This window comes from Candidatus Frackibacter sp. WG13 (assembly GCF_900114655.1).
GTDB lineage: Bacteria > Bacillota > Halanaerobiia > Halobacteroidales > Acetohalobiaceae > Frackibacter.
On sequence record NZ_FOTT01000004.1, the window covers coordinates 40,468 to 62,671 of the forward strand.

16 protein-coding genes and 1 pseudogene are annotated in these 22,204 nt (G+C 36.6%); all 17 read right to left on the reverse strand.

The window, feature by feature from the left end:
- Positions 1 to 9: 9 nt before the first annotated feature.
- Positions 10 to 672, reverse strand: a complete 663-nt coding sequence (gene elbB, locus BM077_RS03485) for an isoprenoid biosynthesis glyoxalase ElbB (RefSeq protein WP_089748317.1) — start codon at positions 670 to 672, stop codon at positions 10 to 12.
- 22 nt (positions 673 to 694) lie between these two features.
- Positions 695 to 1,141, reverse strand: coding sequence for a CBS domain-containing protein (locus BM077_RS03490; protein ID WP_089748316.1), 447 nt, complete (start codon positions 1,139 to 1,141; stop codon positions 695 to 697).
- A 3-nt stretch (positions 1,142 to 1,144) separates the two neighbouring features.
- Complete coding sequence (locus BM077_RS03495; RefSeq protein WP_089748315.1) at positions 1,145 to 2,695, reverse strand: NAD(P)H-hydrate dehydratase; 1,551 nt, start codon at positions 2,693 to 2,695, stop codon at positions 1,145 to 1,147.
- Positions 2,696 to 2,731: 36 nt separating this feature from the next.
- On the reverse strand, positions 2,732 to 3,115 hold the full coding sequence (gene acpS, locus BM077_RS03500; protein WP_089748356.1) for a holo-ACP synthase: 384 nt from the start codon (positions 3,113 to 3,115) through the stop codon (positions 2,732 to 2,734).
- 211 nt (positions 3,116 to 3,326) lie between these two features.
- On the reverse strand, positions 3,327 to 5,159 hold the full coding sequence (glmS, locus tag BM077_RS03505) for a glutamine--fructose-6-phosphate transaminase (isomerizing) (protein ID WP_089748314.1): 1,833 nt from the start codon (positions 5,157 to 5,159) through the stop codon (positions 3,327 to 3,329).
- A 207-nt stretch (positions 5,160 to 5,366) separates the two neighbouring features.
- The gene (gene glmM, locus BM077_RS03510; RefSeq protein WP_089748313.1) at positions 5,367 to 6,710 is read right to left on the reverse strand and encodes a phosphoglucosamine mutase; all 1,344 of its coding nucleotides are present in this window, start codon (positions 6,708 to 6,710) and stop codon (positions 5,367 to 5,369) included.
- A 95-nt stretch (positions 6,711 to 6,805) separates the two neighbouring features.
- Positions 6,806 to 6,922: pseudogene (locus BM077_RS13545) on the reverse strand (fumarylacetoacetate hydrolase family protein); the annotation flags it as partial.
- A 211-nt stretch (positions 6,923 to 7,133) separates the two neighbouring features.
- Positions 7,134 to 8,696, reverse strand: a complete 1,563-nt coding sequence (gene cimA / locus BM077_RS03515; protein WP_089748312.1) for a citramalate synthase — start codon at positions 8,694 to 8,696, stop codon at positions 7,134 to 7,136.
- Between the two features lie 146 nt (positions 8,697 to 8,842).
- Positions 8,843 to 9,889 carry a 3-isopropylmalate dehydrogenase gene (locus BM077_RS03520; protein ID WP_089748311.1) on the reverse strand — a complete coding sequence of 349 codons (1,047 nt, stop codon included), beginning with the start codon at positions 9,887 to 9,889 and terminating at the stop codon, positions 8,843 to 8,845.
- On the reverse strand, positions 9,889 to 10,383 hold the full coding sequence (leuD, locus tag BM077_RS03525) for a 3-isopropylmalate dehydratase small subunit (RefSeq protein ID WP_089748310.1): 495 nt from the start codon (positions 10,381 to 10,383) through the stop codon (positions 9,889 to 9,891). The genes BM077_RS03520 and leuD overlap by 1 nt, the downstream gene beginning before the upstream one ends.
- On the reverse strand, positions 10,384 to 11,646 hold the full coding sequence (gene leuC / locus BM077_RS03530; RefSeq protein ID WP_089748309.1) for a 3-isopropylmalate dehydratase large subunit: 1,263 nt from the start codon (positions 11,644 to 11,646) through the stop codon (positions 10,384 to 10,386).
- Position 11,647: 1 nt separating this feature from the next.
- On the reverse strand, positions 11,648 to 13,186 hold the full coding sequence (locus BM077_RS03535) for a 2-isopropylmalate synthase (RefSeq protein ID WP_089748308.1): 1,539 nt from the start codon (positions 13,184 to 13,186) through the stop codon (positions 11,648 to 11,650).
- Between the two features lie 31 nt (positions 13,187 to 13,217).
- Entirely contained in the window at positions 13,218 to 14,213 is a 996-nt protein-coding gene (gene ilvC, locus BM077_RS03540) for a ketol-acid reductoisomerase (protein ID WP_089748307.1), read from the reverse strand.
- Positions 14,214 to 14,266: 53 nt separating this feature from the next.
- Positions 14,267 to 14,746: an acetolactate synthase small subunit gene (gene ilvN / locus BM077_RS03545; protein ID WP_089748306.1), complete on the reverse strand. Its 480-nt coding sequence runs from the start codon at positions 14,744 to 14,746 to the stop codon at positions 14,267 to 14,269.
- On the reverse strand, positions 14,746 to 16,482 hold the full coding sequence (gene ilvB, locus BM077_RS03550) for a biosynthetic-type acetolactate synthase large subunit (protein WP_090095139.1): 1,737 nt from the start codon (positions 16,480 to 16,482) through the stop codon (positions 14,746 to 14,748). The genes ilvN and ilvB overlap by 1 nt, the downstream gene beginning before the upstream one ends.
- Before the next feature lie 909 nt (positions 16,483 to 17,391).
- A complete protein-coding gene (gene ilvD, locus BM077_RS03555; protein ID WP_089748304.1) occupies positions 17,392 to 19,050 on the reverse strand; it encodes a dihydroxy-acid dehydratase in 1,659 nt (552 codons plus the stop codon).
- 136 nt (positions 19,051 to 19,186) lie between these two features.
- Positions 19,187 to 22,054: an anaerobic glycerol-3-phosphate dehydrogenase subunit C gene (locus BM077_RS03560; protein WP_176941616.1), complete on the reverse strand. Its 2,868-nt coding sequence runs from the start codon at positions 22,052 to 22,054 to the stop codon at positions 19,187 to 19,189.
- Positions 22,055 to 22,204 lie beyond the last annotated feature (150 nt).

The window sequence follows — 22,204 nt, forward strand, 5'->3', positions numbered from 1 at the left end:
GTCAAAATTTCAAAGTAAATTGATTACACTATCTACCAGTTTTTTTACCCCAATATCAACTTCCGAAATTGAATCCGCTAACATATATGCCGGAGTAGTAACTATCTTTAATTCTTCATCCACTACTATTTCATCTACTTTAGTTTCAACATGTTCAGCACCTAGCTCTTCAATATATTGAGCTGCTTCACAATCAATTCCTACAGTTAGTTTAGGTTTGTAATCTGCATCTGCTAAGGCCTTAGCTACTACTAATGGTGAAATACAGATAGCACCTATTGGCTTTTGGTCATTAATCATCTGTACTATTATCTCCTTAACCTCTCGATTGATCTTGCACTCATCTTGCATCAAAGCATAGTTAGTTAAATTCTTGGTAGCCCCCGCACCTCCAGGTAAAATTAAGGCATCTAAACTAGAAGCATCCACTTCACTTAATGATTGAATATCTCCACGGGCAATTCTTGCTGCCTCTACCAGTAAATCTCTATTCTCTCTTTTAATCTCTTCCTGGCTCAAATGATTAATTACTTCTGTCTGAAGAATATTAGGTCCTAATGCAACTATTTCTTGACCTGCTTGGTCTAAATGAAGCATAGTCAGAACAGCCTCATGAATCTCTGAACCATCATAAACCCCACAACCACTTAATAAGACACCTATCTTCCCCATCTTCAATTCCCCTTTCCTAATCTTATTTGACCAATGAGCTTACTAAGTCATTTCTACTTACAATCCCTACTAATTCATCTTTCTCTAAAACCGGAACCCGATTAATTTCATTCTCAGTCATCATAGTAGCTATCTCCTCAGTAGACGTTTCTGTATCAACAGCAATAACATCCTCACTCATTACATCTCCTACTTTAGTTCCTATCATCTTCTTAAATTCTTCTTCAAACTCGCGAAAACTCTCTAAATAAATAATACTATCCAATAGATAGATATAGTCAGGAAAATGTAATTTTTTATCACGAACAATTAAGTCCTGTTCCGTTACAACTCCTACTAATTCTTGCTCATCATTAACCACTGGCAAACCACTAATCTTATGTTTAGTTAATAATTTAGCTACTTCTTTAATAGTGGCTTCCTCATTAACAGTAATTACATCTTTAGTCATTACATCTTTTGCTAACATTTTTTATCCCTCCATTAAATAATTGAATGCTTTTGCTAATCCTTTAATTAGATCACTAGCTACCAAAGTATGAACTGTCTCCGCTTCTAATTGTAAATCCCCAGTCAAACCATGTAAGAAAACTCCTAAAACAGCTGCACTATCAGATGATAATCCTTGTGCTATCAAGCCAGTAATAATACCTGTCAAGACATCTCCACTACCTGCCGTAGCCAAACCAGAATTGCCAGTTGAATTAACATAGACCTTACCATCAGACAGAGCTACTAAAGTAGCGGCTCCCTTTAAAACTAATGTTATATCTAAGTCTTGTGCTAACTGAGTAGCCACTTTTACTCTATCTTCTTGAATATCTTTAATTGAACTCCCTGTCAAACGAGCCATTTCTCCAGGATGAGGTGTTAAAACAGTTGGAGCTTCTCTTTCAGCTAACAGCTTTAAATCATTAATCGCATTTAGACCATCAGCATCAATTACTAAAGGTATTTTTACTGTGGAAAGAATATCATGGAGAATATAAGTCATTTCTTCATTCTGAGATAATCCTGGACCAATAGCCATGACATCTGCTTTTTGGCTTAACTCTTTTATATTAGATAAAGCATTTAAACTTAAGGAGCCTTTACGACTCTCCGGTAAAGGTTTAGTCATTACTTCAGTTAATTTTTCCTCTAAAATTGAATTTAAACTTTTAGGAATACCTAAAGTTACAATTCCAGCCCCGCTCTTCAAAGCAGCTAAGCTACTTAACTTAGCTGCACCGGTCATCCCTACTGAACCGGCTACTACTAAAGCATGTCCATAAGTCCCTTTATAACTAAACGCCTCTCTTTTAGGCAATAATTTTCTTGCTAGCTTAGGAGTGATTAACTCTCGTTTAATCTCTTTACCATCTATTACTTGGTCTGGTATACTAATATCTGCTACCTCTAAGCCCCCTACATAGTCCCGACCAGGATAGAGTAATAACCCTAGCTTTGGCAAAGCAAAAGTAACCGTTCTATCTGCTTTAATTGCTATTCCATGTATTCTTCCGCTATCAGCATTAATTCCTGAAGGAATATCTATAGCTAAAACTGATGTCTCTACATCATTAACTATTTTAATTAAATCTGGCACTAAACCCCTTAATTTTCCTTTAATCCCAGTCCCTAAAATTCCATCTATTATCAAGTCAGCCTCTTCTAAACTAGGAATCAACCGTTCTAAATCTTCTTGATTCTGCAATTCTTCTATCGTAAATCTTAGTTTATGTAAGATATTTAAATTAATTTCGGCATCCCCACTTATCTGAGCAGTCTCTCCTAAAACGAAGACTCTAACTTCTACTCCTAAGTTAGCTAATAGACGAGCTACTACGAAACCATCACCACCATTATTCCCTTTCCCAGCTAAAACTATTACTTCAGCCTGATAATTATCTTCTAAGATTTCTAATGCAGTATCAACTACTGCTTGTCCTGCATTCTCCATTAGAACCACTCCTGGAACACCGACCTCTTCAATGGTAATTCGGTCTAAATCTTGCATCTCTTGAGCAGTTACTAACTTCATAGTACCCCTCCTTGCAATATTCCTCTCAACGCTAATTTAATCCTTCTTACTTAAGGCAACTGCTTGAGCAACAGCATACTCTTCTGTGTGAGAAAGACTTATTAGCACTTCTTTAATTCCTAACTCTTTAGCTACTTCTTTTGCTCGATTATGTAAAATAATCGTCGGTTTACCTAATTGATCATTCCTAATCTCTATATCAGTTAATCTCATCTCTCTTAATCCAGTTCCTAACGCTTTAACTACTGCTTCTTTAGCAGCAAAGCGAGCTGCAAAGTTAATTTCTGGTCTGTTACGTTCTAGACAGTAATCAATCTCATCTAAAGTAAAGATTCGTTGCTGAAATCGTTCTCCATGCTTCTGTATCCCTTCTCTAATACGCTCAACCTCAATAATATCGACACCTATTCCATAGACCATTTTAATTATTACTCCTTCTTGATTAAAAGTCACCAAAGAGAGTTTCGGCTATACTCCTTTATTAATACAGGTGAATACCTACTATTATTATACTAGCTAACTTACTAATTAATTCTTTAAATATCCGGTTGATTCCTTTTTATATTGCTAAAAATTGGGCAAAAGAAAAACCTTCGGCCTAAAAATAAACCGAAGATTTAATTTATTCCACTTATTCAACTGTAACACTCTTAGCCAAGTTCCGTGGTTGATCTACATCACAACCTCTTTCTACAGCTACGTAGTAAGCCAGTAACTGCAGAGGTACTACTGTCAAAATAGAAGTTAATATTTCTTCTGTAGACGGAATTTCAATAATATGATCTAAAGACTTAATAATATCTTCATCATTCCCTAAGACAATTCCTGTAACAGAAGCTTCCCGCGCCTGTACCTCCCGAACATTACTTAACATCTTATCTAATACAGACTTTTGGGTCGCCAGTGCTATAACCGGTACACCTTCCTCAATCAAAGCTAAAGTACCATGCTTTAATTCACCAGCAGCATAAGACTCAGCATGAATATAAGAGATCTCTTTTAACTTTAATGCTCCTTCTAAAGCCACAGCATAATCTATACTCCGCCCAATAAAGAACGCATTCTCATATTCAGCATAATCGCTAGCAAAATCCTCAATCATCTCTTCACTCTTATTAATAATCTGTCCTACCTGATTCGGTAGATTCTTCAAGGCTGCTATTAATTCTTTAACTCTCCTTTGAGATATAGTCTCTTTAACCTGAGCTAAATAGATAGCTAACAGATAAAAGACCATTAACATATTAATATAGGCCTTAGTAGAAGCAACCGCAATCTCTGGACCAGCATGGATATATAAGACCTTATCAGCCTCTCGTGGTATTGTCCCTCCTACCACATTACTAATTGCTAACACTTCTGCCCCTCGGTCTTGAGCTTCTCTTAAAGCTGCTAAGGTATCTGCTGTCTCTCCCGATTGACTAACTACAATAACTAAAGTGTTCTCATTAACTAGCGGACTACGATACCTAAATTCAGAAGCAATATCTACTTCAACTGGTACTCTAACTAAGTCCTCGATTAAATATTTAGCTACTAACCCTGAATGGTAAGCCGTACCACAAGCTACAATATAGATTCGCTCGTAACCATTTACATCTTCTAAAGTAAAATCTAACTCTTCTAAGATTACTTTGCTATTATCATTACTTAATCTACCGCTAATTGCTCTACGCAAAGCCTCGGGCTGTTCGTGAATCTCTTTCAGCATAAAATGATCATAGCCAGCTTTTTCAGCCATTCCTGGGTCCCAATCAACTGTAAAGACCTCTTTTTCAACCAGTTCACCATCAAAAGCAGATAATTTCACTCCGTCTCTCGTAATAACTGCTATCTCTTCATCATCTAAAATATAGACCTGATCAGTATGCTTTAAGATAGCCGGAATATCTGAAGCAACAAAATATTCACTATCTTTAAGACCTACTATTAAAGGGCTATCCTGTCTGACTACTACTAGTTTATCAGGTTCATTAACCGTCATAACTACGAGCGCATATGAACCGTCTAACTTCTCAATCACCTTCTGTACTGTTGCTTCTAAATCTCCATCATAATATTCCTCTATTAAATGGGCGATTACTTCCGTATCTGTCTCCGAACTAAATTGATGACCTTCAGCCAATAGTTCTTCCTTCAAAGGTAGATAATTCTCAATAATTCCATTGTGAACAACCACAAATTCACCTTCACAACTAGTGTGAGGATGAGAATTAGGGGTCGAGGGTCGACCGTGAGTTGCCCAACGTGTATGACCAATTCCTATCTTCCCTTTAGGTTCTTCTTTAGTAACTACTTCCTCAAGATTCTCTAACTTACCGACCTGTTTATAAATATCAATTTCACCTTGATGATACAAAGCTATTCCAGCCGAATCGTACCCGCGATACTCTAATTTATTTAAACCATCAACCAAAATGGAACTCGCCGTTTTTTCACCTATATAACCGACAATTCCACACATATAGTTAGCCTCCATCTCTATCAAATTATATTTGTTAGTTTAACCTTCTTTGTCCTTATAGTCACCTATAAGTTTTAAAGATTAATTAAGGTATCTAACTATACCTAGAGGTATCCGCCGAAATTTCGATCACCTCTTCCTCGTCAACTCAGTCTAAGCCAAGTCCGGGCGCTATAATTGTAGTTGACAGTTGATAGTTGCTGCCAACTAATTCAATTCTTTTTTAATTACACTTGCTATTTCATTTGCTAATTCTTCTAACTGTGCCTTTTCTTTTCCTTCTACCATGACTCTAATAACAGGTTCTGTACCTGATGCTCTAACGAATACGCGACCATCATTGCCTAATTCAGTTTCTACTTCTTTGATAGCGTTTTGAATCTCTTGATTAGTCTTCCACTCTTCCTTCTTTTTTACTTTTACATTTACTAACAACTGTGGAAAAGGTCTCATTACTTTAGCTAATTCAGACAATGACTTCTGTTCTTCTACCATCACTTTAATTAACTGTAAAGCAGTCATTACTCCATCGCCAGTGGTATTATAATCTAGAAAGATAATATGACCTGATTTTTCACCACCTAATTTATAACCTTGCTCTAGCATTTCTGCTAATACATAGCGGTCACCATTCTTAGTGGTTACTATCTCTCCACCTACCTCAGTTAAAGATTCTTGCAAACCTAAATTACTATACCTAGTAGCAACTACTGTTTCTTTCGGCAATTTTTTTTCTTTAATTAAGTGTCTCCCACAAATAGCCATAACTAAGTCTCCATCTACTAAGTTACCTTTTTCATCAACAGCAATCATTCGGTCAGCATCACCATCATTAGCAATCCCTATATCTGCCTGATGTTCTTTAACTGCTTTCTGTAAACCTTCTGGATGCGTAGAACCACAGTCTACATTGATATTAGTTCCATCTGGACTATTATTTAGAGCAATCACTTTAGCACCTAGCTCTTTTAGAATACGAGGTGCTAATGCTGAAGCAGCACCATTAGCAGTATCTATAACTACCTTAAGAGTTGAAAAATCTGTAGCTACTACCTCTTTAGCAAACTCTAAATAACTCTCTAATGGTTCATTTAACTCCTTTACTCTTCCTACTCCCGCACCAGTCGGTTGCGGTAAATCCTTTAGTCCAGCGAAGATTATTTCTTCAATTTCGTCTTCAACTTCATCGGAAAGTTTAAATCCATCACCATCAAAGAACTTAATACCATTATCCGGCACTGGATTATGAGAAGCTGAGATCATAATTCCAGCATCAACCTCTTCTAATTCACGGGTCAAGTAAGCTACTACTGGTGTTGGTACAACACCTACTTTTAATATATCTGCCCCTATCGAGTTAATGCCAGCAATTAAAGCTGCTTCTAACATATCACCTGAAATTCTAGTATCCTTCCCGATTAAGATAGTAGGACGCTCAACTCCTTCAACTAACCTATAAGCACCTGCTTTTCCTAACTTATAAGCCAACTCTGGAGTTAAATCCTTATTTGCTAATCCTCTTACTCCGTCAGTTCCAAACAATTCTCCCATTATTTCACTCCCTTCTTTATAGAAGACACTCATTTCATTATATGTTAATTCATACACAAATGTCAATTCCAAAAGCTTCTAAAATGATTTTTATTTTAACCCTGCTCGCCAATTCTATTTCTTAAACTACCGATTCCTTCAATCTTAACTTCTAATTCATCACCTGTCGTTACTTCTCCTATTCCTGGTGGCGTCCCAGTTGCAATCACATCTTTCATCCTAATCACCTACCTCCCTACTTTATTATTTATAATTGGCATACCTATTATATTTTTTCTAGTTTCATAAGATTAACACCTTCTTTTAAAACATAAAAAAGCCGTCACTTCAAAGTTATACTGAGCTAACTTTGAAGTGACGGTTAATTCATTAGTTATAAGCTGACGCGAGTGTAATCTTATTGCAAGAAGCTAATAATATTTATTAATTGTCTTCTTTGAGTTTAATACCATACTCTATACTATCTACGAGAGCCTGCCAACTTGCTTCTATTATGTTAGTTGATGCACCGACTGTGCCCCAGGTTTCATGGCCATCGCTAGATTCAATCAATACTCTAACTTTAGCTGCTGTGCCATCATTACCATCTAAAACTCTTACTTTATAGTCGATTAGATGCATTTCTTCTAAGACCGGATAAAATTCGATCAATGCTTTTCTTAATGCACTATCTAGAGCATTAACCGGGCCTTCTCCCTCGGCAACTGTATGCATTATTTGATCATTAACTTTTACTTTAATTGTTGCTTCTGAGATTGGAGTCATACCTTCATTCTTCTCAGTAATTATTCGACAGCCTTCTAATTCAAATAATTTTTTGTAAGTACCCATTGCCTTCTTCATCAAGATTTCAAAGGAAGCCTCTGCTCCTTCAAATTGATAGCCTTGGTGCTCTAATTCTTTAATTTTATCTAAAACTTGACTTAGATTCTCACTCTCTTTATCTAGTTCAATACCAAACTCTTCAGCCTTATAAACCAAATTACTCTTCCCAGATAGTTCAGAAACTAATACTCGCCGTGAGTTGCCTACTACTTCTGGTTGTAGATGTTCATATGTTTCCGGATTTCGCATTAAAGCACTAACATGAATACCGCCTTTATGAGCAAAAGCACTATCACCTACATAAGGCTGTTGACTAGAGGGACTTAGATTGGCTACTTCACTAACATACCTGGATACTTCAGTTAAACTGCTTAGCTGTTCATCACTAATAACGTCAATACCATGCTTTAGCTTTAAGTTTGGAATCAATGAGCTTAAATTTGCATTCCCACAACGCTCACCATAACCATTAACTGTGCCTTGTACTTGAACTGCTCCGGACTGAACTGCAATTAATGAATTTGCCACTGCTACATCGGCATCATTGTGAGCATGGATACCTAATGAAACTGAAACCTTTTGTTGCACTTCTTCTATTATATCTTTTACTTTTAAAGGCAGTGTGCCACCATTAGTATCACATAAAACTATTGTATCTGCGCCTCCATTAGCGGCTGCTTGTAATGTCTTCAAAGCATATTCTTTATTAGCCTGATAAGCATCAAAGAAATGTTCTGCATCATAAAAAACCTTTAACCCCTCGGATTTAAGATGACTAATAGTATCTTCAATCATAGCTAAATTCTCATCTAAAGTAGTCTTTAACGCATCGGTAACATGCAAATCCCAACTCTTACCAAATATTGTAGCTATCTCAACTCCTGACGATAGGATAGCATTGATATTAGGGTCTTCCTTGGCCTTAATTCCAGCACGTCTAGTACTACCAAAAGCAGCAATTTGAGCATTTTCTAGAGAAAGTTCTTTAACCTTTTTAAAGTATTCAATGTCTTTAGGATTGGAACCCGGCCAACCACCTTCTATATAATCAACTCCTAATTCATCTAACTTCTTAGTTATCTTTAGCTTATCATCTGTAGAATATGATATTCCTTCCATCTGAGTACCATCTCTTAATGTCGTATCATATAACTTAACCACCTTATAACACCTCACTTTCAATACAATCTTATATAATTGTCAAAATAGACTGAAAAAATAACAGCCACACCCAGCCTAAAGATAAGACTAGGTGTTAATCTATGATAGTCTAAGACTTTTTAACTTAACTCACATTCAACCATAAATTATAATAAACTACTAATATAGTCTCCTGCCTCTTCAGTGGACAAGTCGCCGCCCATATCTGCTGTTGTCTTACCATCAGCTAAAGATTGTTTTATCGCTGCTTCAATTTTAGCTGCTTCTTCTGAATGCCCTAAGACTTCTACCATCATCTGTGCTGCTAAGATTGCTGCAATTGGGTTAGCTATATTCTGACCAGCAATATCTGGTGCTGAACCATGTACTGGTTCAAACATAGAAACTCCATCTGGATTAATATTACCTGAAACAGCTAATCCCATTCCGCCTTGAATCTCTGCTCCTAAATCAGTGATAATATCACCAAACATATTACAAGTAACTACTACATCAAAGTCTTCTGGATTACGTACCATCTTCATTGTCATCGCATCTACTAGCATATGATCTGGCTCTACATCTGAATAGTCAGGAGCTACATCATCAAAAGTTCGTTGCCATAGTCCATGAGCATAAGTTAAAACATTTCGCTTATCACAGACCGTCAACTTCTTAACATCATCTCTTTGCTGAGTATACTCAAAAGCATACCTAATTACTCGTTCTACTCCTTTACGAGTATTAACCATCTCTTGCGTAGCTACCTCATCAGGAGTATCTTTCTTTAATACACCACCAAAGCCAGCATAGAGTCCTTCAGTATTCTCTCTAACTACTACAAAGTCAACATCTTCACCTGTCTTATCTTTAAGTGGAGTAAAGTCTTCATCTAGCAATTTAATTGGTCTTAAATTAACATACTGATCAAAAGAAAATCTTAGATCAAGTAAAATTCCCTTCTCTAAAACACCAGGCTCTACTCGTGGGTCACCAACGGCACCTAAGTAAATGGCATCAAAACCTGCTAGCTCTTCTTTCACTTCATCAGTAACTAATTCTCCTGTCTCTAAATAGTGATCTGCTCCCAAATTAAAGTATTCAAATTCGAAATCAAAATCAGCTTGCTCAGCCAATGCTTTTAATACTTTAACTCCTTCGTCTGTTACTTCTGGCCCAATCCCATCACCAGGAATAACTGCTATTCTATACATTATTTATTCACCTTCTTTGCTACGTATTTAATTAATCCGCCAGATTCAATAATTTCTTGCATGAATTCTGGAAAAGGTTCTGCTTGATAGACTTCGTCTTTAGTTAAATTCTTAATTTTACCGGAATTCACATCTATTTCTATCTGATCACCTTCCTCAATTGCAGCTACTGCTTCTACCGATTCTAGAATAGGCAACCCAATATTAATTGAATTTCTATAAAAGATTCTAGCAAAAGACTCAGCAATTACACAAGAAACTCCTGCTGCTTTAATTGCTAATGGTGCATGCTCTCTAGAGCTACCACAACCAAAGTTTTTACCTGCTACTATTACATCTCCTTTTTTCATCTTATCTACAAACTCACCATCTAAGTCCTCTAGACAGTGCTTAGCTAATTCAGATGGGTCAGAAGTATTTAAATAACGAGCTGGAATAATTACATCTGTATCTATATCATCGCCATATTTCCAGGCTTGGCCGTTTAAATTCATCTACATTACCTCCTCTGGACTAACTATTTCACCTTTAATAGCTGAGGCTGCTGCTACTGCTGGATTAGAAAGATATACTTCACTTTCAGGATGCCCCATTCGTCCTACAAAGTTTCGATTAGTAGTGGCAATTGCTCTTTCCCCTTTAGCTAAGATTCCCATATGTCCACCTAAACAAGGCCCACATGTCGGAGTGCTAACTGCTGCTCCTGCATCAATGAAGATTTCAATTAATCCTTCTTTCATCGCTTGTTTATAAATTTCTTGTGTTCCTGGAAAGATAATTAACCGTACATTATCTGCTTTTCTCTTACCTTCCAGTATCTTAGCTGCTAATCGTAAATCCTCAATTCTACCATTAGTACAAGAACCAATTACAGCCTGGTCAATCTTGATATCCTCTACCTCACTGATTCCTTTTGTATTCTCTGGTAGATGCGGGAAGGCTACTTGTGGTTCTATCTCACTTACATCATATTCAATTACTTCTTCATATTCAGCATCTTCATCACTTTCATATAACGTATATTCCCTTTGTGCTCGGTCTTCTATATAATCGATTGTAGTCTGATCTGGCTCGATCAACCCACACTTACCTCCGGCTTCGATAGCCATATTAGACATAGTAAATCTATGATCCATCGATAAGTCCTCTATTACTTCACCGCTAAATTCCATAGCCTTATAAAGAGCACCATCTACACCAATATCTCCAATAGTATAAAGGATAAGATCTTTTCCTCCTACCCATTCGTTCAATTCTCCAGTATAGACAAACTTGATAGTCTCTGGTACCTTAAACCATGCTTCTCCAGTTGCCATTCCGGCAGCCATATCTGTGCTGCCAACCCCCGTAGCAAAAGAACCTAAAGCCCCATAAGTACAAGTATGAGAGTCAGCCCCGATAATCACATCTCCAGGCACAACTAAACCTTGCTCTGGTAAAAGACAGTGTTCAATTCCCATATCTCCAATCTCAAAGTAATTTACAACCTCTTTTTCATGGGCAAAATCTCTAATAAATTTACACTGCTCTGCTGAATTAATATCTTTATTAGGCGCAAAGTGGTCTGGTACAATTACTACTCTCTCTTTATCAAATACCCCATCTACACCTATTTTATCAAACTCATGAATAGCTACTGGAGTAGTTACATCATTTCCTAAAACAATATCTAATTTAGCATTAATCAGTTCACCTGGCTTAACTTTTTCTTTTCCTGTATGCGCAGCTAAAATCTTTTCTACCATCGTCATTCCCATCTTAAGCTTCCTCCTTGCTTTCAATTAAGTCCTTATTTTCATATAAAATCTTATTTACTGCACTCATATATGCTTTGGCACTAGCTTCAATTACATCTATACTAACACCACGACCAATAAATAGATCATCATTATACTTTAATTTAACAGTAACTTCTCCTAAAGCGTCTTTTCCACTAGTGATAGCATCTATAGCATAACTTTCCAAATCACAATCTAATCCAGTAATTCGATCAATAGTCCGATAGACAGCATCAATTGGTCCTCCATCACAATAAGCCGCTTCAGTAACTATTTCCCCAGCACAGTCCATTCTAAGAGTGGCAGTTGGAAAGACTTGATTTCCACTAGAAACTTGAATCCCCATTAACTCATAAGACTGTGGAACTACTTTAATCTCATCTTCAACTAATGCTTCTAAGTCTCGGTCTGTAATCGACTTCTTACGATCAGCTAACTCTTTAAAACGTTTGAAAGTCTTATTAAGATTTTCACCTTCTAATTCGTAACCTAATTCATTTAATCTCTCTTTAAAAGCATGACGTCCTGAATGTTTACCTAGCACAATCTTATTTTCATTTAAACCGATAGTCTGGGCATCCATAATCTCATAAGTCGTTCTTTCCTTCATCACTCCATCTTGATGAATCCCAGATTCATGAGCAAAGGCATTCTGCCCTACAACTGCTTTATTAGCCTGAACAGACATGCCTGTTAATGAACTTACTAACTTGCTAGTCTTATAAATCTCATTCAATTTAAGTTCTGATAATCTATCAAAATAATCTCGTCGTGTATATAAAGACATAACTACTTCTTCTAGGGCAGTATTACCAGCCCGCTCTCCAATCCCATTAACTGCACACTCTACTTGCTCAGCACCATTCTCGATAGCAGCCAATGAGTTAGCAACTGCCATACCCAAATCATTATGACAGTGGACACTAATCGTTGCTTCATCAATATTAGATACATTATCATTAATATACTTAATCAAACCTCCGAACTCCTGAGGAGTAGCATAACCCACTGTATCAGGAATATTGATTACTGTTGCTCCTGCTTTGATTACAGCGGTAAAGATCTCACATAAAAAATCTTTATCACTACGAAAAGCATCTTCAGCAGAAAACTCTACGTCATCAACATACCCTTTAGCATATTCCACAGCTTTTACTGCTGATGCTAAGACCTCTTTAGGACTCTTTTTAAGTTTATATTTCATATGAATATCAGAAGTAGCTATAAAAGTATGAACCCTCGGTTTTATAGCAAATTTTAAAGCTTCCCAAGCACGGTCGATATCCTTTTCAGTGGCACGAGCCAGCCCAGCAATGACTGGCCCTTCCACTTCCTTAGCAATAGCTTTTACTGCTGCAAAATCTCCATCGGAGGCAATAGGAAATCCGGCTTCTATTACGTCAACGTTTAGTTTGGCTAGTTGATGAGCAATCTCCAGTTTTTCTTCAATATTTAAACTAACACCTGGTGATTGTTCACCATCTCTTAAAGTCGTATCAAATATCTTAATTTCACTCATTAGAATCCCTCCGAAATCTATTTAAGTAGCTTTAGTCCTCAATCCACTCCATCATATCTCTTAACTTCTTCCCAACTTTCTCAATCTTATGATTAGCATCTATCTCTTTTCGTTTCTGATATGATGGCCGACCTGCTTGATTCTCTAATAACCATCGTTTAGCAAATTCACCATTCTGTACATTCTTTAGTAGCTCTTGCATTGCTTCTCTTGATTTTTCATTAATAACTTTCTTCCCAGCAATTAAATCACCATACTCTGCTGTATCAGAGATTGAATCTCTCATAGTAGCAATACCGCCTTCATACATTAAGTCAACGATTAATTTTAACTCATGTAAGCACTCAAAATAAGCGATTTCCGGCTTATAACCAGCCTCAACTAATGTATCAAATCCAGCTCTAACCAATTCAGTTGCTCCACCGCAAAGTACTGCTTGCTCACCGAATAAGTCAGTTTCTGTTTCTTCTTTAAATGTAGTCTCAATTACACCAGCGCGAGTTCCACCAACACCTTTAGCATGAGCTAAAGCCATCTCTTTTGCATTACCAGTTGCATCTTGGTATACTGCAATCAAAGTAGGAACCCCTGCCCCTTCAGTATAAACTCTTCTAACTAAATGTCCTGGTCCTTTAGGTGCAACCATATATACGTCTACATTTTCTGGAGGAACAATCTGGTCATAATGAATATTAAACCCATGAGAAAACACAAGTGCATTACCTTCTTCTAAATTAGGCTCAATCGCATCATAATAGACTTTCTTTTGCACAGTATCCGGAAGTAAAATTTGAATCACATCTGCTTCAGAAGCTGCCTCAGCAGCTCCTTTTGGTTCAAAACCATCCTCAACTGCTTGCTCATAATTAGATGTTCCTTCTAATTCAGACACAATAACATCTAATCCAGAATCTCTTAAGTTTTGAGACTGTGCATGCCCCTGACTACCATACCCAATAATTGCTATCTTCTTTCCTTCTAAATACTTTAAATCAGCATCTCCATTGTAATACATCTTCATTAACATCATCTCCCTAATTTTAATTTATGATTTTTAATATATAATTTATTAGTTGTTAACTATTTCTCCCCTCTTGCCATAGCAATCTTACCAGTTCTAACTAATTCTATGATACCAAATGGTCTTAATAACTCCTCAATGGCATTAACCTTCTCTTCATTACCAGTGACCTCAACTACTAGTGATCCTGTTGCTACGTCTACAATCTTTCCTCTAAAAATATCTACAATCTGCATAATTTCGGATCTAGTACTTGAAGTTGCTTTTACTTTAATTAAAGCTAAATCTCTATCTATAGATGGATCATTAGTAATATCACTTACTTTATAAACATCTATTAATTTATTAAGCTGTTTGGTAACCTGTTCTAAGACCTGATCATCACCTTCTACTACAATAGTGATCCTAGAAACTGTTGGATCTTCAGTAGTTCCCACTGAAAGACTATCTATATTAAACCCTCTTCTACTGAACAGGCTAGCAATTCTAGCTAAGACTCCAGACCTATTAGCTACTAAGACTGAAACTGTATGCTTCACTATTCATCCCCTCCTAGAATCATATTATCCAACTCTCCTCCAGCAGGTACCATTGGAAACACATTTGCCTCTCGTTCAATAATAAAATCTAAAACTACTGGCTTAGGACTAGCAATTGCTTTCTCTAAAGCCGGCTTTATCTCTTCAGCTTTAGTGACTCTAATACCTAAAGCTCCAAAGGATTCAGCTAGCTTAACAAAGTCCGGTACCAATTCTGGACACTGGTCTCCTGGTGAGGAACAGTTTGGAGGACAACTATTTCTCCTTTGCAAACAAGTAGACGAATAACGCTTATCATAGAATATCTCTTGCCACTGTCGCACCATACCTAAATAATTATTATTAAGAATTGCTATATTAACTGGAAGCTCATAATGAATAGCAGTAGCTAACTCCATAGCCTTCATTTGGAAACAGCCATCTCCAGCTATACAGAAGACAGGTTCATCTGGATTACCAACTTGAATACCTAAAGCCGCTGGAAATCCATATCCCATAGTTCCTAAACCACCGGAAGAACTAAAACTTCTTGGTTTAGTATACTTATAATATAATGCGGCCCACATTTGATTCTGTCCTACTTCAGTAGCAATTAAAGCCTCGCCATTAGTTGATTCATAAATCTGATTAATTACTCCTTTTGGAGTTACCTTATCTTGAAGTGGCTCTTTTTGAACAATAGATTTACTCTTCCAATTAGCCACTTTCTTATTCCACTCTTTATGTTCTTTGCCCTCTACCTGTTCATTTAACTCAGTTAGGATCTGTTTAACATCTCCTACTATCGGTACATCTATCAACACACGTTTTGAAATTTCAGCCGGGTCAATATCAATATGGATAATATCAGCATTAGGAGCAAAAGTCTCTAATTTTCCAGTTACTCGATCATCAAACCTAGCTCCAACCGCAATTAATAAGTCAGCTTCACAAACAGCATAGTTTGCCTGTTCTGTTCCATGCATTCCTAACATCCCTAAAGCTAAATTATCTGTTTCTGGGAAACTACCTAACCCCATTAAAGTTGTGGTTACAGGAATTGTCGCCTTCTGTGCTAATTCTCGTAACTCATCAGCAGCCCCGCTAGAAATTACTCCTCCTCCGGCGTAAATTAATGGCCTTTCAGCTTCATTAATCACTTTAGCCGCCTCTTTTATCTGTAACCCATGTCCAGTATAATTAGGTTTATAGCCAGGCAAGTTGACCTCTGTTGGATAATCAAATACTGCTTCTTCATTTTGAATATCCTTCGGTAAATCAATTAAGACCGGACCAGGCCTCCCCGTAGTAGCAATATGAAAAGCCTCTTTAATGATTCTAGGTAGCTCTTTTACATCTTGTACCAAATAATTATGCTTAGTAATTGGTAAAGTAATCCCGGTTATATCTGCTTCCTGAAACGCATCTGTCCCTAACATATGCGTTGGAACCTGCCCAGTAAAAGCAACGATTGGAATTGAATCCATATGAGCAGTAGCTAAACCAGTCACTAGGTTAGTTGCTCCTGGACCTGAAGTAGCAATACAGACTCCTGGTTCACCTGTACTCCGCGCATATCCATCTGCTGCATGAATCGCCCATTGCTCATGTCTCGTTAAGACATGCTCAATCTCCTCTTCATATTCATATAATACATCATAGAGAGGTATTACTGCTCCACCTGGATAACCAAATATTTTTTCTACATCTTCTTCTAACAATGACTTAACAATAATTTCTGCTCCAGTAATCTTCATTTGCTTAAATTCACCCCTTTTAAAGTATTTATGAGTTTTTTAAAAATTATATACTTGGAATTAAGATTAAATATATATTTAAATATAAAAAGGCTCTAGATGAGTATATCCAGAGCCTAAATAACAATTTAAGAGTTAATAAATATCTAAAGATGAAAATTCACCTATAAATAAATATAAACTACCCTTAGTTAAATAATATACTCCTTGGCTACTGGCTACTCAATCTTTTACTAATAATTCTATTCTAAATCTTATACTAATTTCTTCTTAATTCTGCTAATAATCTTCTACTAATTCTTCTCTCTACTTGCTTACTACTTAAATCAAAAAAACCTCTTATCCAGACTAATGCTATAGACATTAATCGGGACAAGAGGTTATAAACTTCTCGTGTTACCACCCTGATTCACTACTACCTCACGATAGCAGTCTTAGTAAGTACTTACAGATTCATAAAAAGAATCTGTTCCATACTCCAGCACATAATAACGGGTGCTAAACCGGCACAACTTACTCGGAGTTATCTTTCAGTCTGCAGCTCTAGGGGGATGTTCAATAGGTCGTTCTATCCTGGCTCTCACCAATCCCAGTTCGCTGTAAATAGAATTAACTATTTACTCTCCCTTTCAACGCCTTTAAGCTTATAATCACTTTTATAATTTATTTATTAACAAGTATAAGCGATTTCCACTAATTTGTCAAGAGCTTTCTTAAAAGAATTGACTCCTTTCGGTCTACAGTTCTAGGACGAGAGAAATAATTAATTTAGATATCGGTTCTCAGCCCCTCCGATTCTCTGTAATCCAATTAATTACTTCATTTCCTTTCATTACTTTTAAACTTTATTATTGATTTAAAACATATTATATGAAAATTTTATCTGTTTGTCAAGAGATTTTTCATTTTTTATTCAAAAACCGCTCCTGTACTTGCTGAAGTAACTAGCTTTGCATATCGAGATAAATAACCACTCTTAATTTTTGGCTCTGGTGCTGACCACTCTTCTAACCTTCTTTCAATCTCTTCTTCATTTAATTTCACATTTAACTTTCTATTAGGAATATCTATTTCAATAATATCTCCTTCTTCAACAACAGCAATCGGTCCACCTTCCATAGCCTCTGGAGATACGTGTCCAATAGATGCTCCACGAGTAGCACCAGAAAAACGCCCATCAGTAATTAAAGCAACCTCTTTATCTAACCCTGCACCAGCAACTGCTGAAGTTGGGGTTAACATTTCTCTCATTCCTGGTCCACCTTTAGGTCCTTCGTACTTAATAATCACTACATCTCCTGCTTTAACTTCACCAGCATGAATCGCTCTTACTGTTTCTTCTTCAGAAGTAAAGACCCGAGCCGGACCTTCATGAACTAACATTTCATCAGCTACTGCTGCTTGCTTAACTACTCCTCCATCCGGGGCAAGGTTACCCTTTAATACAGCTAGACCACCGGTTTGATGATACGCAGTATCAAACTTTCTAATTACATCTTCATCTAATACTTCTACCTCTGCTAAATTATCTCCAACACTCTGGCCAGTTATAGTCAGCAATTCCTCATTAAGAAGCCCTTCGCTACTTAAGACTTTCATTACTGCTGGAATACCGCCAGCTTCGTCCAAATCTTGAATGTGATGTCTACCAGCAGGACTTAAACTACAAAGATGAGGTACCTTAGCACTAACCTCATTAATCAGCTCTAAATCCAATTCAACTCCTGCTTCATGAGCAATCGCTGGTAAATGTAAAGCCGTATTAGTAGAACAACCAAGCGCCATATCTACAGCCAAAGCATTCTCAAAAGTTTCCTCTGTTAAAATATCTAATGGCTTAATATCCTTTTCTAATAGATCCATAACCTGCATACCAGCCTTCTTAGCTAATCTAATTCTTTTAGCATCTACCGCTGGAATTGTTCCGTTGCCAGGTAAACCTAATCCCAAAACTTCTGTTAAACAATTCATTGAGTTAGCAGTAAACATTCCTGAACAAGAACCACAACCAGGACAAGCACTATCCTCAACTGCTGCTAATTCATCTTCTGACATATTATTAGTCTGAACTGCTGCCACACTTTCAAAGACTGTCTTCAAATCAATATTTTCTCCTTCATGGCGTCCAGCTAACATCGGTCCACCACTTACTACTACCGTTGGAATATTTAATCTAGCTGCTGCCATCAACATTCCCGGCACTATCTTATCACAATTAGGAATCAAAACTAACGCATCAAAAGCATGGGCTTGTGCCATAATTTCTACTGAATCAGCAATCACTTCTCGACTAGCTAAAGAATAATGCATTCCTTGATGTCCCATAGCGATACCATCACAGACTCCAATCCCTCCAAATTCAATTGGAGTCCCTCCGGCCATCCTAACCCCTGTCTTCACTGCTTGCGCAATCTTATCTAAATGAGCATGACCAGGAATCACCTCATTTTGAGCATTAGCAATTCCAATTAACGGTCTCTCTATCTCCTCATCAGTGTACCCCATAGCTTTAAATAATGAACGATGAGGTGCCTTATCTACTCCTTTAGTTACTTGATCACTTCTCATACTTAACTCCTCCTCTTCTTAACATAAAGTCATCTGCGTTAACTTAATACGTGTTTTTTAATTAACTATTATTGATATAATTTTTAAGGATTTGAACTTCCTCAACCTTATCCTCAGCCTGAAATTACGTCTCTTATTAATAACTCCCAGCTAAAACCTGAATCGGATGAATAATTTCATCATCAATTCCTTCTTTGATCTGCATCTTACAAGCATCACAATCAGTTAATACCTGATCATAATCCATCTTCTTTAATTTATCAGTAATATTCTTACCTATCTTCATCGAAAGCTCATAATTATCCTTCTTAAACCCAAAGGTCCCTGCGATTCCACAACAGCCTGCATCTATCTCTTCTACCGTAACTCCTGGAACTAGCTTTAATACTTCTTTCGTAGAACCTTGTAAGTGTTGAGCCTTTAAATGACAAGGAGTATGATATGCATACTTCCCCTGCTGATCTTTAAAGTCAAGATCTAATTTCTCTTTTTCTCTTAAAGTTAATAAATACTCATTAATATGATAAGTATTCTCTGCTACTAACTTAGCCTCTTGAGTATCTATCAAATCTAAATACTCATCTTTAATACTTAGACTACAGCTAGGACAAGCGGTAATAATATCATATCCTTCTTTAACAACCTCAACTAATGAATTAATATTATAATTTATATTATCCTTAGCCGAATCCAAATCTCCATAATTTATCTTTGGAATTCCACAACACTTTTGCTCTGGCAATATAACTTGGTATCCATTCTTCTCTAATACTTTAACTAAACTTTTGCCTACCTCTGGGCTATAGTAATTAGTAGAACAACCAGTAAAATAAGCTACTTTTTTACCTTTTTTAGACTTCTTCTTCTTAAACCAAGCATTAAAAGTCTCATTAGCAAATTGAGGAAAATTTCTTTCCTTAGCAAGCCCAGTCACCTTCTCCATAACTGCTCTAAATGGTTTCATCGTAAGAAAGTTATTAGTTATAGCCGGAGTTATACTTCCCAATCTGCCCATATCTCCACTAGCACCTAATACCTTATTAACTAATGGTTGACCAGTTCGTTCGTAATGCTTAGTTCTTGCTTCCACCATTAATTTAGGTATATTTACTTGAGAAGGACATTCTAAATGACAGTTCTTACAATTAAGACAGAGATCAAAGATTTCCTTAATATTCTGCTCTTCAGTTTCACCTGATGGATCTAATCTACCTGAAATAATCGCCCGCAAAATATTAGCTTTAGATTTAGGAGCCATTCGTTCATCGCCATATGCTTTAAAGATTGGACACATATCGGTGCCTACAAAAGATCGGCACTTAGAACAACCATGACATTTCTCTACCTCTGCTTGATACTCACCTTCAGCAAATTTTAATTTAGACTCTACATCAGTAATCTCATATTCACTGCCATATCTTAAATTTTTAGTCATTAATTCTGAATCATCACTAATTATCTTACCTGGATTTAAGATATTCTTAGGATCAAAAGTCTCCTTTATATCCTTAAAGAGATCATACATCGGCCCATAAATCCTCTTTAAAAACTGAGCTCGTAATAGGCCATCGCCATGTTCGCCACTAATAGTCCCATTTAATTCACTAACTAAATCATAAACCTCTTCAGCGATAGCCTCCATCTTCTTAATATCTTCTTCCTCTTTTAAATTTAAAAGAGGCCGGGGATGAGTATTACCATGACCTGCATGGCCATATATAATAGCCTTCACTCCGTGTCTATCTACAATCTCTTTAAAACCTCTAATATAATCTGGTAACTTAAAAGGATCAACTGCTACATCTTCTACAAAACCTGTAATGCGCTTAGGTCCTTTTATCTTATTTAAGATCGGTACTGCCGATTTTCTAATCGACCATAACTTCTTCTGTTCTGCTTCATCATAAGCAGTATCAATTCCAAAAGCTAATTCTAATTCTTGACATACTAACTCTTCTATTCTATTAATTGCCTCTTCAATTTCATCATCATTATCTCCATCAACTTCTACTAACAGAGCTGTTTGAATATCATCCGGTAGTTGCTTATCAATATCGGGATGATTATTACGCACCAACTCTAAAAATCCATAATTCATAATCTCAATTGCACTAGGGTCTAAATTCAAAATCTTGCCTACAGCTCGACCGGCCTTATCTAAGTCATCAAAATACAATAAAGTAATAGCCTGTTTTACTGGTCGTTCAACAATCTCCAACTTAGCTTCAGTAATTACTGCCAAAGTACCTTCTGAACCAACAAGTAATTTAGCCAAATTGAAGTCTTCATCTTGAACCACTGCATCTAATCTATACCCACTGCAGTTCTTCCTCGCATCAGGAGTATGTTCTTTAATTAACTCTTGGTTATCTTTAATCAATTGACTGACTTTCGTATATATCTCTCCTGCTAATCCTTCCTGTTGTAAAGCTTCCTTATATTCTTGACTATCCAATTTAAAATTCTCAACTCTAATATCCTCACCATTAGCTAAGACCACTTCTAGTTCTAAGACATAATCAATAGTACTACCGTATTTAACTGAATGGCCTCCGGAAGCATTGTTCCCCAACATTCCTCCTAATGTACAATATTCACCACTAGAAGGGTCCGGCGGTAAGAATTTATTATCTTCTGCTAATCTTCTATTTAGAACACCCAAAGTAATTCCTGGTTCTATTTTAACATATGACTCATCAGTATTAACCTCAACAATCTTGTCCATATACTTAGTAAAATCCAAGATAATCCCTTCCCCCAAAGATTGTCCGGCTAAACCAGAACCGGCACCCCGAGGAAAGATAGCTAAACTATTTTCATAAGCATATTTGATTACTGCTTTTACATCCTCTTTATCCTTTGGAAAGACTACTCCTAAAGGTTCGATTTGATAGATACTTGCATCAGTACTATAAAGAGTTCTTGTTACTTTGTCCACCAATACTTCGCCCTTATTAACTTTCCTAAGATCAGCAGCAATCTGCTCTATTCTTAACTCTCCCAAATAAAATACCTCCTTACTACTCACTTCTAACTTCGATTTCTAGTTTTAAATAATTATAACACACCACTTTTATTTATACAAGCACTTAAACCAGGGATGATTTTCAAATTATTTCCAGTCGCTTGCAGGATATTTCCTCTCTCAATTAGA

Bases quoted from the DNA above. Each gene is read 5' to 3' on its own strand.
- elbB (WP_089748317.1), bottom strand. From the start codon at position 672: ATGGGGAAGATAGGTGTCTTATTAAGTGGTTGTGGGGTTTATGATGGT.
- BM077_RS03490 (WP_089748316.1), bottom strand. From the start codon at position 1,141: ATGTTAGCAAAAGATGTAATGACTAAAGATGTAATTACTGTTAATGAG.
- BM077_RS03495 (WP_089748315.1), bottom strand. From the start codon at position 2,695: ATGAAGTTAGTAACTGCTCAAGAGATGCAAGATTTAGACCGAATTACC.
- acpS (WP_089748356.1), bottom strand. From the start codon at position 3,115: ATGGTCTATGGAATAGGTGTCGATATTATTGAGGTTGAGCGTATTAGA.
- glmS (WP_089748314.1), bottom strand. From the start codon at position 5,159: ATGTGTGGAATTGTCGGTTATATAGGTGAAAAAACGGCGAGTTCCATT.
- glmM (WP_089748313.1), bottom strand. From the start codon at position 6,710: ATGGGAGAATTGTTTGGAACTGACGGAGTAAGAGGATTAGCAAATAAG.
- BM077_RS03520 (WP_089748311.1), bottom strand. From the start codon at position 9,889: ATGTATAGAATAGCAGTTATTCCTGGTGATGGGATTGGGCCAGAAGTA.
- leuD (WP_089748310.1), bottom strand. From the start codon at position 10,383: ATGAATTTAAACGGCCAAGCCTGGAAATATGGCGATGATATAGATACA.
- leuC (WP_089748309.1), bottom strand. From the start codon at position 11,646: ATGGGAATGACGATGGTAGAAAAGATTTTAGCTGCGCATACAGGAAAA.
- BM077_RS03535 (WP_089748308.1), bottom strand. From the start codon at position 13,186: ATGAGTGAAATTAAGATATTTGATACGACTTTAAGAGATGGTGAACAA.
- ilvC (WP_089748307.1), bottom strand. From the start codon at position 14,213: ATGTTAATGAAGATGTATTACAATGGAGATGCTGATTTAAAGTATTTA.
- ilvB (WP_090095139.1), bottom strand. From the start codon at position 16,482: ATGAAGATTACTGGAGCAGAAATTATTGTTAAGTCATTGTTAGAAGAA.
- ilvD (WP_089748304.1), bottom strand. From the start codon at position 19,050: ATGAGAAGTGATCAAGTAACTAAAGGAGTAGATAAGGCACCTCATCGT.